The 14,064-nt window shown below is 65.2% G+C and carries 10 protein-coding genes; 8 read left to right on the top strand and 2 right to left on the bottom strand.

Translation table 11 applies throughout. The features are described 5' to 3' along the window. Positions 1-19: 19 nt before the first annotated feature. Genes U5L98_RS12560 through U5L98_RS12535 form a run of 6 tightly spaced genes read left to right on the top strand, consistent with a single transcriptional unit; the run spans position 20 to position 6,749 of the window. The gene (locus tag U5L98_RS12560) at positions 20-1,150 is read left to right on the top strand and encodes an ABC transporter ATP-binding protein (protein WP_322558623.1); all 1,131 of its coding nucleotides are present in this window, start codon (positions 20-22) and stop codon (positions 1,148-1,150) included. Between the two features lie 10 nt (positions 1,151-1,160). After that, positions 1,161-2,084 (top strand): ABC transporter permease, encoded by a 924-nt coding sequence (locus U5L98_RS12555; protein WP_322558622.1) that lies wholly within the window; start codon positions 1,161-1,163, stop codon positions 2,082-2,084. Beyond that, a complete protein-coding gene (locus tag U5L98_RS12550) occupies positions 2,081-2,878 on the top strand; it encodes an ABC transporter permease (protein ID WP_322558621.1) in 798 nt (265 codons plus the stop codon). Before U5L98_RS12555 ends, U5L98_RS12550 begins: the two co-directional genes overlap by 4 nt. A 41-nt stretch (positions 2,879-2,919) precedes the next feature. Further along, positions 2,920-3,984 (top strand): spermidine/putrescine ABC transporter substrate-binding protein, encoded by a 1,065-nt coding sequence (locus U5L98_RS12545; protein WP_322558620.1) that lies wholly within the window; start codon positions 2,920-2,922, stop codon positions 3,982-3,984. A 57-nt stretch (positions 3,985-4,041) separates the two neighbouring features. Further along, entirely contained in the window at positions 4,042-5,409 is a 1,368-nt protein-coding gene (locus U5L98_RS12540) for a glutamine synthetase family protein (RefSeq protein WP_322558619.1), read from the top strand. 47 nt (positions 5,410-5,456) lie between these two features. Continuing rightward, the gene (locus tag U5L98_RS12535) at positions 5,457-6,749 is read left to right on the top strand and encodes an FAD-binding oxidoreductase (RefSeq protein WP_322558618.1); all 1,293 of its coding nucleotides are present in this window, start codon (positions 5,457-5,459) and stop codon (positions 6,747-6,749) included. A gap of 150 nt (positions 6,750-6,899) precedes the next feature. On the opposite strand, the gene U5L98_RS12530 is transcribed toward U5L98_RS12535, so the two are convergent. Next, a complete protein-coding gene (locus tag U5L98_RS12530; protein ID WP_322558617.1) occupies positions 6,900-8,627 on the bottom strand; it encodes a formate--tetrahydrofolate ligase in 1,728 nt (575 codons plus the stop codon). A gap of 198 nt (positions 8,628-8,825) precedes the next feature. Between U5L98_RS12530 and U5L98_RS12525 the strand changes: the two genes are divergently transcribed. After that, on the top strand, positions 8,826-9,836 hold the full coding sequence (locus U5L98_RS12525; protein ID WP_322558616.1) for a GlxA family transcriptional regulator: 1,011 nt from the start codon (positions 8,826-8,828) through the stop codon (positions 9,834-9,836). A gap of 66 nt (positions 9,837-9,902) precedes the next feature. On the opposite strand, the gene U5L98_RS12520 is transcribed toward U5L98_RS12525, so the two are convergent. Then, positions 9,903-12,470: an FAD-dependent oxidoreductase gene (locus U5L98_RS12520; RefSeq protein WP_322558615.1), complete on the bottom strand. Its 2,568-nt coding sequence runs from the start codon at positions 12,468-12,470 to the stop codon at positions 9,903-9,905. 231 nt (positions 12,471-12,701) lie between these two features. On the opposite strand from U5L98_RS12520, the gene U5L98_RS12515 reads away from it, so the two are divergent. Continuing rightward, on the top strand, positions 12,702-13,898 hold the full coding sequence (locus tag U5L98_RS12515; protein WP_322558614.1) for a glycine cleavage T C-terminal barrel domain-containing protein: 1,197 nt from the start codon (positions 12,702-12,704) through the stop codon (positions 13,896-13,898). Positions 13,899-14,064 lie beyond the last annotated feature (166 nt).

The following is a 14,064-nucleotide window of genomic DNA, read 5'->3' as shown; positions in this document are numbered from 1 at the left end:
AATCGAGGGGGCACTTCCCATGAGCAACACCATCACGGCGGAAGCCACCGAGTCACCGACTGAAGGCTCGACAGGAACGGCTGAACAGGTCGAGAGGGCCCGTCAAGCCTCCTCCATCGAGATGCGGGGTCTGCACAAGCGTTTCGGTCGCGATACCGTGGCGCTGGATGGAGTCGATCTCACCATCGAGCCTGGTGAGTTCTTTACCCTGCTTGGCCCCTCGGGCTGCGGCAAGACCACCCTGCTGCGCATCCTCGCCGGCCTCGAGGAGGCCGACGACGGTCGTCTGGCCATCGGCGGGAAGGACATCACCGAGGTGCCGCCTCATAAGCGCAGCGTCAATACCGTCTTCCAGTCCTATGCGCTCTTCCCGCACCTCTCGGTGCGCGAGAACCTGGCCTTCGGTCTGAAGATGCGGGGCATGTCACCCCAGCAGCGCGATGCCCGCGTGGCGAAGATCGCCGATTTCATCAAGCTCGGCGATCTGGTGGAGCGACCCGTCGACCAGCTCTCCGGTGGCCAGCGCCAGCGCATCGCCCTGGCCCGCGCCCTGGTCAACGAGCCCGACGTGCTGCTGCTCGACGAGCCGCTCTCGGCACTGGACGCCGGTTTGCGCAGCCAACTGCAGGTGGAACTGCTGCGGGTCCAGAAGCGCCTGGGTATGACCTTCGTATTCGTCACCCATGACCAGCAGGAGGCCATGGTGATGTCCGATCGCATCGCCGTCCTCAACGGTGGCGTCATCCAGCAGGTGGGCCCACCTCGCGAGGTGTACGAACGCCCGGTGAATGCCTTCGTCGCTCGTTTCATGGGTCACGACAACCTCTATCCGGTCACCGCCCGCCAGGACGCGCGCCTGACCACGCCGCTGGGCGAGCTCACCACCGAGAACGCCGGGGGGGAGGGTGGCCTGCTGCTGATCCGCCCCGAGACCCTGGATCTGCTGCCCGGCGAGGTGGCGGGCGACAATCATTTACCGGCTACGGTCAGTGAGCGGCTCTACCGCGGCAGCCATGCCGAATATCGTCTCGAGATCGGGTCGAGCACCCTGCAGGCGACCCTCAATAACCGGGGCAGGCACCTGCCCGAAGTAGGGGATCGGGTCACGGTCTCGGTGGCCCCGGAAGACCTGGTCACCCTGGGCGAGTGAGGAGACGAAAATGGCTTACAGTGGCGTAACGCCAACCGCCCGCAGTCGTGGCATGGTGCGCGAAGCGCGGCATCTGCTGCTCACCGTGGCCCCCGGTGCCACCTGGATCGTGATCTTCCTGGTGCTGCCCAGCGCCTACCTGATGGGCGTGGCCTTCATGACCAACGGCCCTTACGGGCTGCCGGAGATGCCGCTATCGCTGGAGTCGTTCCGGCGCCTGGCGGGTTTCGGTTTCCTCGGCTGGAGCCCTGGTAACCTCTACACTCTGTTGCGCTCGCTGTGGCAGACGCTCGTTTCCACCGGCCTGGTGGTGATCGTCGCCTATCCCATCGCCTACTACATCAGCACTTGCCGCGCCCGATGGCGGCCGATCATGCTGCTGCTGGTGGTGGTGCCGAGCTGGACCAACCAGGTGATTCGCACCTTCGGCTGGATGAACCTGCTGGCACCGGGCACGCCGCTGTCCAACCTGGCCGAGGGCCTGGGTTTCATCGCGCCCAACATGGGGCTCTATCCCTCGAACTTCGCGGTCACCCTGGGCCTGGTCTACAACTTCCTGCCGTTCATGGTGCTGCCGCTCTATGCGGCCTTCGAGAAACTCGATACCGCTCAGGTGGAGGCCGCCCAGGACCTCTTCGCCTCGCCGGTGCGCGCGTTCTGGCACGCCGTCTTCCCCCAGACTCTGCCGGGGCTGCTGGCCGGCATCGTGCTGGTGGCGATCCCCGCCTTCGGCATGTACGTGATCCCCGAGCTGCTTGGCGGCGGCAAGGGGATGATGCTCGGTAACCTGGTAGCCAATCAGTTCGCGGGTGGGGCCAACTGGCCGCTGGGAGCAGCCGGCGCGATCCTGATGCTGATCGCCACCTTCATCGGGCTGTTCGCCATGCGCCGCATCGGCAAGCGGCTGGGTGGTGGCGAGGAGGTGGTGATATGAGAAAGCGTGCGCTCAAGCGCTGCCTGGCCGGTTTCTGGTGGTTCACCCTGGCCTTTCTCTACCTGCCGCTGGCGGTGGTGGTACTGTTTTCTTTCAATGCCTCCAACAGCGCGGCCACCTTCACGGGTATCTCGCTGCGCTGGTATGGCCGTCTGATGGGCAACGAGGAGATCCTCTCGGCCTTCGCCAACAGCATGATCCTGGCCATCACCTCCTCGGTGGTCGCGCTGGGCATCGGCTGCCTGATCGGCTACGGCATGTATCGCCATCGTCACCGCAAGCTGGGCTGGCTGATCGTGCTGATCTACCTGCCCATCGTGCTGCCGGATATCGTCTTCGGCATCTCGGAGATGGCCTTCTTCGTGCAGATTCATCGCCTGACGGGACTGCTGCAGCCGGGGCTGGGGACCATGATCATCGCTCATGTGACCTTCCAGATCCCCTTCGTGGCGCTGATCGTCTACTCGCGCTTCGTGGGGCTGGATCCGACGCTCTTCGAGGCCGCCAAGGACCTATATGCCTCGCCGGTCAAGCGGGTGGTGCACTTCATGCTGCCGACCATCAAGCCTGCGTTGATCTCGGCGTTCTTCCTCTCCTTTACGCTCTCGGTGGATGACTTCGTGATCAGTTTCTTCACCGCGGGGCCCGAGAGCGCGACCCTGCCGATCTATATCTGGGGAGCGATCAAGAAGGGTGTGTCACCCGAGATCAACGCCATTGCCACCCTGATGATCGGTGCGGTGGCGATCGCCGCCGTCATCAGCCTGGTGTTCAGCCGTCGCCGGCAGGCATGAGCCGGCCAACCCTTCCCTATGGGAAACGAGGAGAGTCCGAAATGACAATCAACAAGACCGCAACTGCCCTGTCCGTCGGCGCCATGATGTTCGCCGGCAGCCTTCAGGCCCAGGAGAACAAGCTCTACCTGTTCAACTGGACCGAGTACATGGATCCCGCGATCATCGAGGCCTTCGAGGAGAAGTACGACGTCGATGTTGTACAGAACTACTTCAACTCGCTGCCCGAGATGTTCGCCAAGCTCAATGCTGGTGGAGTCTCGCAGTACGACATCATCGTGCCTTCGAACTACTATGTGCCGCGGCTGATCCAGACCGGACTGGTGCAGAAACTCGACAAGTCGAAGCTCGAGAACCTCGATAACGTCATGGCGCAGTTCCGCGATCCGGCCTTCGATCCCGGTGCCGAGTACACCGCGCCCTACCAGTGGGGCACCACAGGCATCGTCTACAACAGCGAGACCTTCCCGGAGGCGCCCAAGAGTTGGTCGCTGCTGTTCGATCCCGAGGTCAATCCCGATCACCCCTTCGCCCTGATGGGCGACGGACAGGTCAGCATGGGTGGCGCCTGCGCCTATCTGGGGCACGGCTACGACTGTACCGACATGAATGCCTGGAAGGAGGCCGCCCGACTGCTGATCGACACCAAGGGGCGCGACACCTTTAGCGGCTTCACCGACGGCACGCCGGCACTGCAACAGCTGGCCCGGGGCGTTACCCACGTAGGGCTTTCCTACAACGGCGACTACCTCTTCTTCAAGGACGAGGATCCGCAGACCTTCGAGAACCTGGATTTCATGATTCCCGACGAAGGCGCCGAGATGTGGGTCGACTCGATGCTCATTCCCTCCGAGGCCCCCAACCCGGACATGGCCCACAAGTTCATCGACTTCATCCTCGATGCCGAGGTGGGTGCCCAGCTTTCCAACTACAACTACTATGCCAGCCCCAATGCCGCCGCCGCGCCCTATCTGGATGAGGTGCTGACCGAGCCGCCCGTCCAGCCCAGCGAGGCGGACATGGAGCGACTGCGTTTCACCCCCAGTCTGGAAGGCGATGCCCTGCAGACCTTCCAGCAGCTCTGGTCCGAGGTCCAGTCTCGCTGAGCGCAGGGCCCCCGGCATCGTGCCGGGGTGCTCGCCATTCCCAGCAAGGAAATCCCCATGAGTAACCGACAGGAACAGCCGCTCCTCAACGACTGGTTCCAGAATTACGGCATCACCGAGGTGGAGTGCCTGGTCAGCGATCTTACCGGCATTCTCAAGGGCAAGATCATGCCTGCCGGCAAGTACCTCAATGGCGGGCGTCCGCGGCTGCCCGACTCGATCTTCATCCAGACCGTCACCGGTGGCTATCCGGACGACGAGGATATTCGCTTCTGGAATCCCGCCGAACGGGACATGGAGCTGGTGCCCGACGCGAAGGCCATCTACCTGGTGCCCTGGGCCGAGGATCCCACGGCACAGATCATTCATGACTGTTTCTATCTGACCGGTGAGCCGGTGGAGCTTGCACCACGCTATGTACTCAAGCGGGTGCTGGAGCTCTATGCCGCCCGCGGCTGGACGCCGGTGATCGCCCCGGAGGTGGAGTTCTATCTGGTAAAGACCAATACCGACTCCGACTACCCCCTGGAGCCGCCAATCGGACGCACCGGTCGTCAGGAGAGCAGCCGCCAATCGTTCTCCATCGATGCGGTCAACGAGTTCGATCCGCTTTTCGAGGAGATGTACGACTACTGCGAGGCCATGAACCTCGACCTCGACACCCTGATCCACGAGGAGGGGGCCGGCCAGATGGAAGTCAATTTCCAGCATGGCGACCCCCTGTCCCTGGCCGACCAGGTGGTGATGTTCAAGCGTACCCTGCGCGAGACGGCGCTGCGCCACGGCATGTATGCCACCTTCATGGCCAAGCCCATGGCCAATGAGCCGGGAAGCTCCATGCATATCCATCAGAGCCTCCTCGATGCCAAGGACGGGCACAACGTCTTCGCCGATGATGACGGTCAGGCAAGCAAGCTGTTCCACAACTTCATCGGCGGCCTGCAGCGCTACCTGCCCTCGGTGATGCCGCTGCTGGCACCCAACGTCAACTCCTACCGTCGGCTGATGCGCACCGAGACCAGCGGCTCGGCACCGATCAACGTCGAGTGGGGCATGGACAACCGCACCGTGGGACTGCGCGTGCCGGTCTCTGGCCCCGAGGCGACGCGGGTCGAGAACCGCCTGGCAGGGGCGGATGCCAACCCCTACCTGGTGATGGCGGCGTCACTGGCCTGCGGCTACCTGGGTCTGCTGGAAGGCCTCGAACCCCGACCGCCGGTGACGGGCTCCGCCTGGTCCGGCGGCAACAAGCTACCCGACGACATCGGGCCGGCGCTGGATCTGCTGCACGATTGTCAGCCCCTGGCCGACATCCTCGGCGAGCGCTTTACCCATAGCTATCTGGCGGTGAAGCGCGCTGAGCATCGTGCCTACTTCCAGGTCATCAGTTCCTGGGAACGTGAACATCTGCTGCTCAGGGTGTAGCGAGCCCTGGCACTCGTGGGGGCATACCACCATTTCAGGAGGCTTGAATGCCGGTATCTTTCGAGCAGGATCACGCCGCGTCCTGGTACGCCGCCACCGCCAATGCCGCGCCCGAGCGTGCCGCCCTCGAGGGAGAAGTGAGTTGCGATGTCTGCGTGGTGGGAGCGGGCTTTACCGGTATCTCCGCCGCCCTGCACCTGGCAGAGCGCGGTTTCTCGGTGGTAGTGCTGGAGGCGGTGAGGGTGGGCTATGGTGCCTCGGGCCGCAACGGCGGCCAGATCGTCAACAGCTATAGCCGCGACATGGACGTCATCGAGGAGAAGCACGGCGCCGATACCGCCCGCGCCCTGGGCGACATGGCCTTCGAGGGCAATCGCATCATCCGCGAGCGGGTGGCGACCTACGACATCCAATGCGATCTGCGTGATGGCAATCTCTTCGCCGCCTGCAATGACAGGCAGATGCAGGGGCTTGTCGAGCACAAGGCACTCTGGGAGCGTTACGGCTATCGGGAGCTCGAACTGCTGGGCGGGGAGGCGGTGAAGCGCGAGGTCAACACCGACCGTTACACCGGTGCGCTGGTGGATCACGGAGGCGGCCACCTGCATCCCCTCAATCTGGTGCTGGGCCAGGCGGCCGCCGTCGAGTCATTGGGCGGGCGGATCTTCGAAACGTCGCCCGTTACTGGCGTGTCGCAAGGCGAGCCGGTGGTAGTGCATACCGCCGGTGGTAGCGTGAGGGCCGAGCGGGTGGTGATGGCTGGCAATGCCTACCTCAAGGGGGTGTTGCCCGAGATCGAGGGCCGGTCGATGCCCTGCGGTACCCAGATCATCACCACCGAACCGCTGGGCGAGGAGCGGGCCCGAGCCCTGATTCCCAATGGCCTGGCGGTAGAGGACTGCAACTATCTGCTCGACTATTATCGCCTCACCGCCGACAACCGTCTGCTCTACGGTGGTGGCGTCAACTACGGCGGCAGCGACCCAGCCGACATCGAGGGCGTCATTCGCCCCAAGATGCTGACGACCTTCCCGTCGCTCGCCGACATCAAGGTGGACTACGCCTGGAGCGGCACCTTCCTGATGACGCTCAATCGCTTGCCGCAGTTCGGGGTGGTCAACGGCAATGTCTACTATGCCCAGGGCTATTCGGGGCACGGTGTCACTTGTACCCATCTGGCTGGCAAGTTGATCGCCGAGGTGATGACGGGCCGTGCGGAACGCTTCGATGCCTTCGCTGGCCTGCCGCACCTGCCGTTTCCTGGCGGGCGCCTGCTGCGCGTGCCGCTCTCGGCGCTGGGCGCCTGGTACTACCAGACCCGCGACCGCCTCGGGATATGAGGTCCTCTATGTATCGCGAGGGGCGCCGGGGACAAGCCGAAGAGGAGGTCCTACGCCAGGGATGGCGTCGGTAGCGTACAAGGAAGTATTTACAGCGCCTCCTCGCAGGCTTGTCGACGGAACACCCCCGAGCGTGCTCTGTCGGCCAGATCAGTAGAGGCCGACGGTCTCGCCATTCTCGTCGATATCCAGCCGCGTGGCGGCCGGCGAGGGGCCAAGCCCCGGCATCGTGCGGATATCCCCGGCCAGGGCGTAGACGAAACCGGCGCCGGCGGAGAGGCGCACCTCGCGCACCGGCAGTCGCCAGCCGCTCGGGGCACCGAGCTGGCTCGCATCGTGTGATAGCGACATGTGCGTCTTGGCGATGCACACCGGGTACTCGCCGTATCCCAGGCGTTGCCAATCTTCCAGTTGTTCGCGGGTGCCGGGGGCGAAGTCGACTCCCTCGGCGCCATAGAGGCGCGTGGCGATGCGCTCGATCTTTTCCGCCAGTGGCAGCTCGGCGGGATAGAGGAAGTGGAAGTCGCCGCCGTCCTCTGCAGCCTCTGCAACGGCTTCCGCCAAGGCCAGGGCGCCTTCGCCGCCGTCACGCACATGGCTGGAGACCTCGGCGCGAACCCCCACCGAGGCTGCCAGCTCGCGAATGGCCTCATGTTCGCTGGCATGGTCGCCGGGAAAGGCGTTGATCGCCACCACCGGGGTAAGGCCATGGGCACGCACATTGTCGATCTGCTTGAGCAGGTTGGCGCCACCTTCCCGTACCTCATCAGGCGACTCTGCCAGGAGCGAGGCGGGTAGCGGCTGGCCAGGCAGCACCCGGTGGCGGCCGCCGTGATACTTCAGCGCGCGCACCGTAACCACCAATACCGCGGCATCGGGTACGAGGCCGGAGGTGCGGCACTTGATGTTGAAGAAACGCTCGGCGCCCATGTCGGCGCCGAATCCTGCCTCGGTGACCAGGAAGTCGCCGGCGTGCAGGCCGATGCGGTCGGCGACGATCGAGGAGTTGCCATGGGCGATGTTGCCGAAGGGGCCGGCGTGGATCAGCGCCGGAGCGTGTTCCAGGGTCTGCAGCAGGTTGGGCTTGAGGGCCTCCTTGAGAAGCACCGTCAGGGCGCCGGCGGCGCCGATCTGCTCGGCGGTGACCGCATTGCCGTCGCGGTCCAGGCCCACGATCAGGCGCCCCAGGCGTCGGCGCAGGTCGGCGAGGGAATCGGCCAGCGCCAGAACCGCCATCACCTCCGAGGCCGCGGTGATCTCGAAGCTCCCCTGGCGTGGCATCCCATCGCCGCGACCGCCGAGGCCCAGCACCAGATGCCGCAAGGCGCGGTCGTTGAGGTCGATGACTCGCTGCCAGCGCACCTCCCGAGGGTCCAGCTCCGGCTCGAGACGATGGTGCAGGTGATTGTCCACCATGGCGGCCAACAGGTTGTGAGCCGCCCCTACCGCATGGATGTCGCCTGTGAGGTGCAGGTTGATGCGCTCCATGGGCAACACCTGGCTGTAGCCACCACCGGTGGCCCCACCCTTGAGGCCCAGGGTAGGACCCATTGAGGGCTGACGGAGGGCAACGGTGGCGGTGTGGCCGAGGCGCTGCAGGCCCTGCACCAGGCCGATGGCAGTGGTGGTCTTGCCTTCGCCGGGTGGAGTGGGCGTCATCGAGGTCACTACCACGTAGCGCCCTCGAGGGCGTTCGGCCAGGGCGTCCATGGCCGCCAGATCGAGCTTGGCGATACCGCGGCCATAAGGCTCCACCGCCTCGCCGGACAGGCCCAGGCGATGGGCGATCTCTTCGATGGGCCAGAGTCGCACCGCGCGGGCGATGCTCAGATTGTCCGCTGGTCGGGATGCAGTCTGTTCGGTCGCTTGGGGTGCCATCGTCTTGCCTCCTCTTGGCGGTGGGTCCGCCGATCGTCATGTTCAGTATCGCGCGACTCGTCCGGCGCTCTTGCCTGCCGACGTCGGCAGTCTTGGGCGCAGCGACACATCACGGGAGTGTGACGACCTTGCCGAGGGGCCAACGGGTAGGCTATTGCTGAGGGTAAGCGGTGCCAGGCACCACCGAGGAGGAGAGCGATGGAACCTCCCATACCGGCCAAGGGCCATTACGATATAGGTTTCCTGCTGCTGCCAGGCTTCTCGCAGCTCGCCTTCTCATCGGCGCTGGAGCCCTTGCGCATGGCTAACCACCTGGCCGACCGCCGGCTCTATACCTGGCACCTGGTGAGCCGAGATGGTAACGCGGTGAACGCCAGCAGCGGCTTGGGCGTGGCGGTGGATCAGGCGCTGGAGCCCATGCCTTCCCTGGACCTACTGCTGGTGTGCGGCGGGGTCGAGGTGCAGCGTCACGACGATCGCGCGACCCTGTCCTGGCTGAAGCGGCTGGCCGAGCGACACATCCCTTTGGGTGCTGTGTGCACCGGCGGTTATGTGCTGGCCCGTGCGGGGCTGCTCGATGGCTATCGCTGCACGTTGCATTGGGAGCATATCGGAAGCCTGCATGAGGCGCGGCGTTTCCCTGCGGTGTCCTTCACCTCCCAGTTGTTCGTCATGGATCGCGACCGCTACACCTGCTCGGGTGGCATCGCCCCCTTGGACATGATGCTCAACCTGATCGGTCGACAGCAGGGGTTGGCGCTGGCCGAGGCGATCGCCGAGGAGTTCATTCACGAGCGGATTCGCGGTGTGGGCGATCGCCAGCGCGCCCCGCTGCGTGTGCGCCTGGGTCACAGTCATCCCAAGCTGGAGGAAGTGGCCACCTTGATGGAGGCCAACCTGCAGGAGCCGCTGGCCCTGGACGAACTGGCCAGCTACGCCGGGCTGTCGCGGCGCCAGCTGGAGCGGCTCTTTCAGCGCTACGTGGGCTGTCCGCCGCTCAGATACTACCTGGAGCTGCGCCTGGCCCGGGCGCGGCTGCTGCTGCTGCAGACCCACATGCCGATCACCGAGGTGGCTCTGGCATGCGGCTTCGTTTCGCCGACGCATTTCACCAAGTGCTACCACGATCATTTTGGCCACTCCCCCAGCGGTGAAAGAAAGCGCCGGCAGCAGCGCCAGGACGATCTGGCGTCTCTATCCGGGGAATAGGCCTGGAATAGGCGCCGCCTGGGAAGGAAATACCGCCGGACGATCGAGCCTTGGGAAGCTGAGGCCTTAGCCGCGCGGTCGGGTGCCGTCCGGATCGTAGAGCGCCCGGTAGCCTACCGCCGCCACCCGCATTGGATAGTGCTCGGTGAAGTACTCCAGCATCAAGGAGCGTCCCTCCTCGGCGTGGTCGAGGGGCAAGTAGGCCAGGGCGATGTTGCGCTCAAGCGATGGGCCGTAGGCGATGCTGGTAACATAGGAGCGCCGACCCAGGGCGTCCACCGGCACCTCGCCGCTTTGCGGATCAAGCAGCGGTGACTGTCCGACGGGGAAGCGGGGATTGCCAGCTCCGTCGTGATCCTCCTCCATGACCAGGGTGCATAAATAAGCGGGCTGATGCTGTCGTTCGCGCTGCTCCAGGTAGGCGGCCTTACCGTGGAAGTCCGCGGCCTTCACCTTGGGCCGTGCCAGGCCCGCCTCGACGAGATTGTAGTCGGTGAGCAGGTCGACATTCTGCAACCTCAGGCTCTTCTCCAGGCGGCGGCTGTTGGCGTAGGTTTCGATGCCCACCGGCGTGACCCCGGCCTCGAACAGCAGATCCCAGAGTGCCAGGCCATAGCTGAAGGGCACGTAGAGTTCCCAGCCTTGCTCGCCCACGTAGGAGATGCGGAAGGCCCACACCGGCAGGCCGCGCACGCGGATCTCGCGGGCGGTGGCGAAGGGGAAGCGCTCATCGGTCAATCCTTCGGGGTCGTCGGCCAGGGCCTGCAGAGTTCGCCGAGCGTTGGGGCCCCACAGGCCAAGGGTTGCCAGGCCGTCGCTTCGATCCTCCAGGTGCCAGCGGGTCAGTCCAGCCTCCTCGCCGCGGCGGGTGATCCACATCAGGTCGCGATGGCCAGTGTCACCGCCGCAGATCACTCGCCAGGCGTCCGTGGCCAGGCGCACGATGGTGAGATCCGAGTGCACGCCGCCGAAGGCGTCCAGGAAGTGCGTATAGACGCCCTTGCCGATGGGAGTGTCACCGCCCACCCTGGCCACCGAGAGCCACTCCAGCAGCGCCTCGGCATCGCGACCATGCAGGTCGTAGATGGCGAAGTGGGAGAGGTTGATCATCCCCACATCGTCGCTGAGCGCCAGGTGCTCGGCATTGGCGACCCGCCAGAAATGGCGGGCGTCCCACTCCGCCGGACGTTCGGGTACTCGCTCCAGGTAGCGATCGAGACGCGTCTCGTTGGCGGCGTAGCCATGGGCGCGCTCCCACCCGGCGGCCTCCATGAAGTAGCCGCCGAGTTCCTTTTCGCGGGGCCAGAAGGGGCCGCGCCTGAGATCACGGCCGGTCTCGAAGGGCTCGCGGGGGTGTACCGGCGGATCGTAGATCTTGCGGGCGATCTCCAGGCAGCGGCCGTGGACGTGGTGGGGCGTCTTCTGCACCGGATAGAAACGTGCGATATCGATGCCGCAGGGGTCGATCTGGGGGTGCCCCCGGGTCAGCCAGTCGGCGATCAGCTTGCCCATCCCCGGGCCATCCTTGACCCAGACCGCCTCGCAGAACCACAGGCCGCGGGTCTCCGGCGACTCGCCGACCAGGGAACCGCCGTCAGGAGTGACGGAGAGCAAGCCGTTGAAGGAGTGCTTCTCGTCCCAGCCCAAGTCGCCAAGGATGGGGGCGAGCTCCACCGCCCGCTCGAAGGCCTCGTCCACCTGGTCAAGCTCCAGGTCGCGCATGGAGGGCGAGAGTCGCGCTCGGTCGCGCTCGAGGATGGCGCGAGGGTCTACCAGCCGCGGCTCACGGGCCTCGTAGTAGCCCCATTCCAGCTGGCCACCTTCGGTGCTGGTTGGATCGCCGGTGTCGCGCATGTAGGCGGAGTTGCCCTGATCGCGCAGCAGCGGATAGCCGATCTCCTTGCCGGTGCCGGCGAAGGTCTCGAAGGGGCCGAAGAACATCAGCGGATGTTCCACTGGCATCAACGGCAGGGCCGCGCCGCCCATGGCCGCGGGAATCGGCCCCCAGATGCCCGAGGTCACGATCACCAGCGGGGTGGCGACATAGCCCTTTGCCGTCTGGACCCCACACACACGACCCGCCTGGACATCGATGTCCAGCGCCGGTGTCTCGGCGAAGGCGCGCAGGTGGCCGCTATTCACCGCGCGCTCGATCAACTCGCCGGCCACTCGCTGGGAGCGCGGGATCACCAGGCCGGCGTCCGGGTCCCACATGCCGCCCAGCACCTGCTCGCGATCGAGCAGCGGGAAGCGCTCCACTACCTCGTCGGCATCGACCATGCTCACCCGGGTGCCGAATGCCTTGCCCGAGGCGACCTTGCGTTGGAGCTCGGCCAGCCGAGCCTCGTCACCGACCCGGGCGATCTCCAGGCCGCCGACCTTGTGGTAGTGGCCCAGAGCCTCATAGAAGCGCTGGCTGTAGGTGGTGGTGTAGCAGGACAGACGGTCGTGGGCGGTCATGAAGCAGAAGTCGGAGGCGTGGGCGGTGGACCCGATGTCCGAGGGGATGGCGGACTTCTCCAGTCCCACCAGGTTTGTCCAGCCCTGTTCGATCAGGTGATGAGCCACCGAGGCGCCAACGATGCCGCCAAGGCCAATGATCACTGCGTCTGCCTGCGAGGGAAGGGTCGCCATGGTCATCCTCCATTAGAGGGTTTTTGCGCAGCATAAGTCAGGCCTGAGTCGACTCACTGTCCCGCGGCGACGCCCCCTTGCCTGGTGGCGACAGGGCCAGGTTTGGTCTGTCGCCTGTGCCAAAGAGCTCGACGCCCACAGCGAGATTGGCGCTCGTCTCAGCGGCTAGTGTCGGAGGCAAGGGGCCGGCGGGTGTCGGCTCCCGCCATCGTGACAGTGGAGGAGGCGGTCATGTCCCATGCCATCGAGAGCATCCAGCTTACCCAGGAGGCGCCAGAGATCCTGCTCTATCCGCGCATCCGCAAGTCGCCGTTCTTCTATGCCTCGCGGCGGCACGGAGTGCGCAAGTACAGCGTCTACAACCACCACTACCATCCGCGTCTCTATACCGATCCGGTGGACGAGTACTGGGCCTTGGTAGAGGGTGTGACACTGTGGGATGTTGGCGTCGAGCGCCAGATCGAGATCAGCGGCCCCGACGCCTTCACCTTCACTCAGCGGCTAGTGCCGCGCGACATGCGCCATTGCCAGGTGGGGCAGTGCAAGTATGTCTTCGTCACCGCCCCCGACGGCGGCATCCTCAACGACCCGGTGCTGCTGCGCATCGAGGAGAACCGCTTCTGGCTGTCGCTGGCCGACAGCGACATCCTGCTGTGGTGCCAAGGCCTGGCGTTCAACTCCGGCCTCGACGTCACCATTCAGGAAGTGGATGTCGCTCCGGTTCAGGTTCAGGGACCCAAGGCCAAGGCGGTGATGGTCGACCTGTTCGGCGAGGCGGTACTGGGCATGTCCTATTACCACCTGATGGAGGCTGAGCTCGATGGCATGTCGGTGGTGATCTCGCGCACCGGCTACTCCGGGGAGATCGGCTATGAGATCTACCTGCGCGAGGCCAGCCGTTTCGGTGAGGCGCTCTGGCAGCGGGTCTTCGAGGCCGGTCGGCCCCACGACATGCAGGTGATCGGCCCCTGCCATATCCGCCGCATCGAGGGCGGCATCCTCGCCTTCGGCTGCGACATCTGGTACGACACCAACCCCTTCGAGGTGGGCATGGGCTACGACTGGATGGTCGACCTGCGCGGCGACGACGACTTCATCGGCCGTGCCGCACTGGAGCGCATCAAGGCCGAGGGCGTGGCGCGCAAGCTGGTGGGCGTGGAGATCGATGGCCCCAGCGTTGGCCACTTTACCGACGGCGCGATGATCGACGTCTTCCTGGTATTTGATGCCCAAGGCGCGCGTATCGGCAAGGTGACCTCGGCCACCCATTCGCCGCGCCAGGGGCGCAATATCGGCTATGCCATGGTGCCGGTCGAATGCGCCGAGCTGGGTACGTCGCTGCGCATCGAGGCCAATACCGGCCTGCAGGATGCCAGGGTGGTGGAGAAGCCCTTCCACGATCCCGGCAAGGAGATACCCAAGGGGTGATTCCTCAGGCAACCGACGTGGTGCGTGACGAGGGGCGCTGATGCCGAACGGATCTGCGCTCGATGAGCGGGATGCCCCGCGCATCACTTCTACCGGAGAGCCCCTGGTCTGATCGCCTCTGCTGTCTCCTTCATGCGACAGCCGGGGAGAGAATGTGGAAGCCGTC

The organism is Halomonas sp., assembly GCF_034520545.1.
In the GTDB taxonomy this organism is placed as follows: domain Bacteria; phylum Pseudomonadota; class Gammaproteobacteria; order Pseudomonadales; family Halomonadaceae; genus Halomonas.
This window is presented reverse-complemented; position numbering and strand designations above follow the sequence as displayed.

Excerpts from the sequence above, each read along its gene's own strand:
- U5L98_RS12560 (WP_322558623.1), top strand. The coding sequence starts at position 20 with ATGAGCAACACCATCACGGCGGAAGCCACCGAGTCACCGACTGAAGGC.
- U5L98_RS12555 (WP_322558622.1), top strand. The coding sequence starts at position 1,161 with ATGGCTTACAGTGGCGTAACGCCAACCGCCCGCAGTCGTGGCATGGTG.
- U5L98_RS12550 (WP_322558621.1), top strand. The coding sequence starts at position 2,081 with ATGAGAAAGCGTGCGCTCAAGCGCTGCCTGGCCGGTTTCTGGTGGTTC.
- U5L98_RS12545 (WP_322558620.1), top strand. The coding sequence starts at position 2,920 with ATGACAATCAACAAGACCGCAACTGCCCTGTCCGTCGGCGCCATGATG.
- U5L98_RS12540 (WP_322558619.1), top strand. The coding sequence starts at position 4,042 with ATGAGTAACCGACAGGAACAGCCGCTCCTCAACGACTGGTTCCAGAAT.
- U5L98_RS12535 (WP_322558618.1), top strand. The coding sequence starts at position 5,457 with ATGCCGGTATCTTTCGAGCAGGATCACGCCGCGTCCTGGTACGCCGCC.
- U5L98_RS12530 (WP_322558617.1), bottom strand. The coding sequence starts at position 8,627 with ATGGCACCCCAAGCGACCGAACAGACTGCATCCCGACCAGCGGACAAT.
- U5L98_RS12525 (WP_322558616.1), top strand. The coding sequence starts at position 8,826 with ATGGAACCTCCCATACCGGCCAAGGGCCATTACGATATAGGTTTCCTG.
- U5L98_RS12520 (WP_322558615.1), bottom strand. The coding sequence starts at position 12,470 with ATGGCGACCCTTCCCTCGCAGGCAGACGCAGTGATCATTGGCCTTGGC.
- U5L98_RS12515 (WP_322558614.1), top strand. The coding sequence starts at position 12,702 with ATGTCCCATGCCATCGAGAGCATCCAGCTTACCCAGGAGGCGCCAGAG.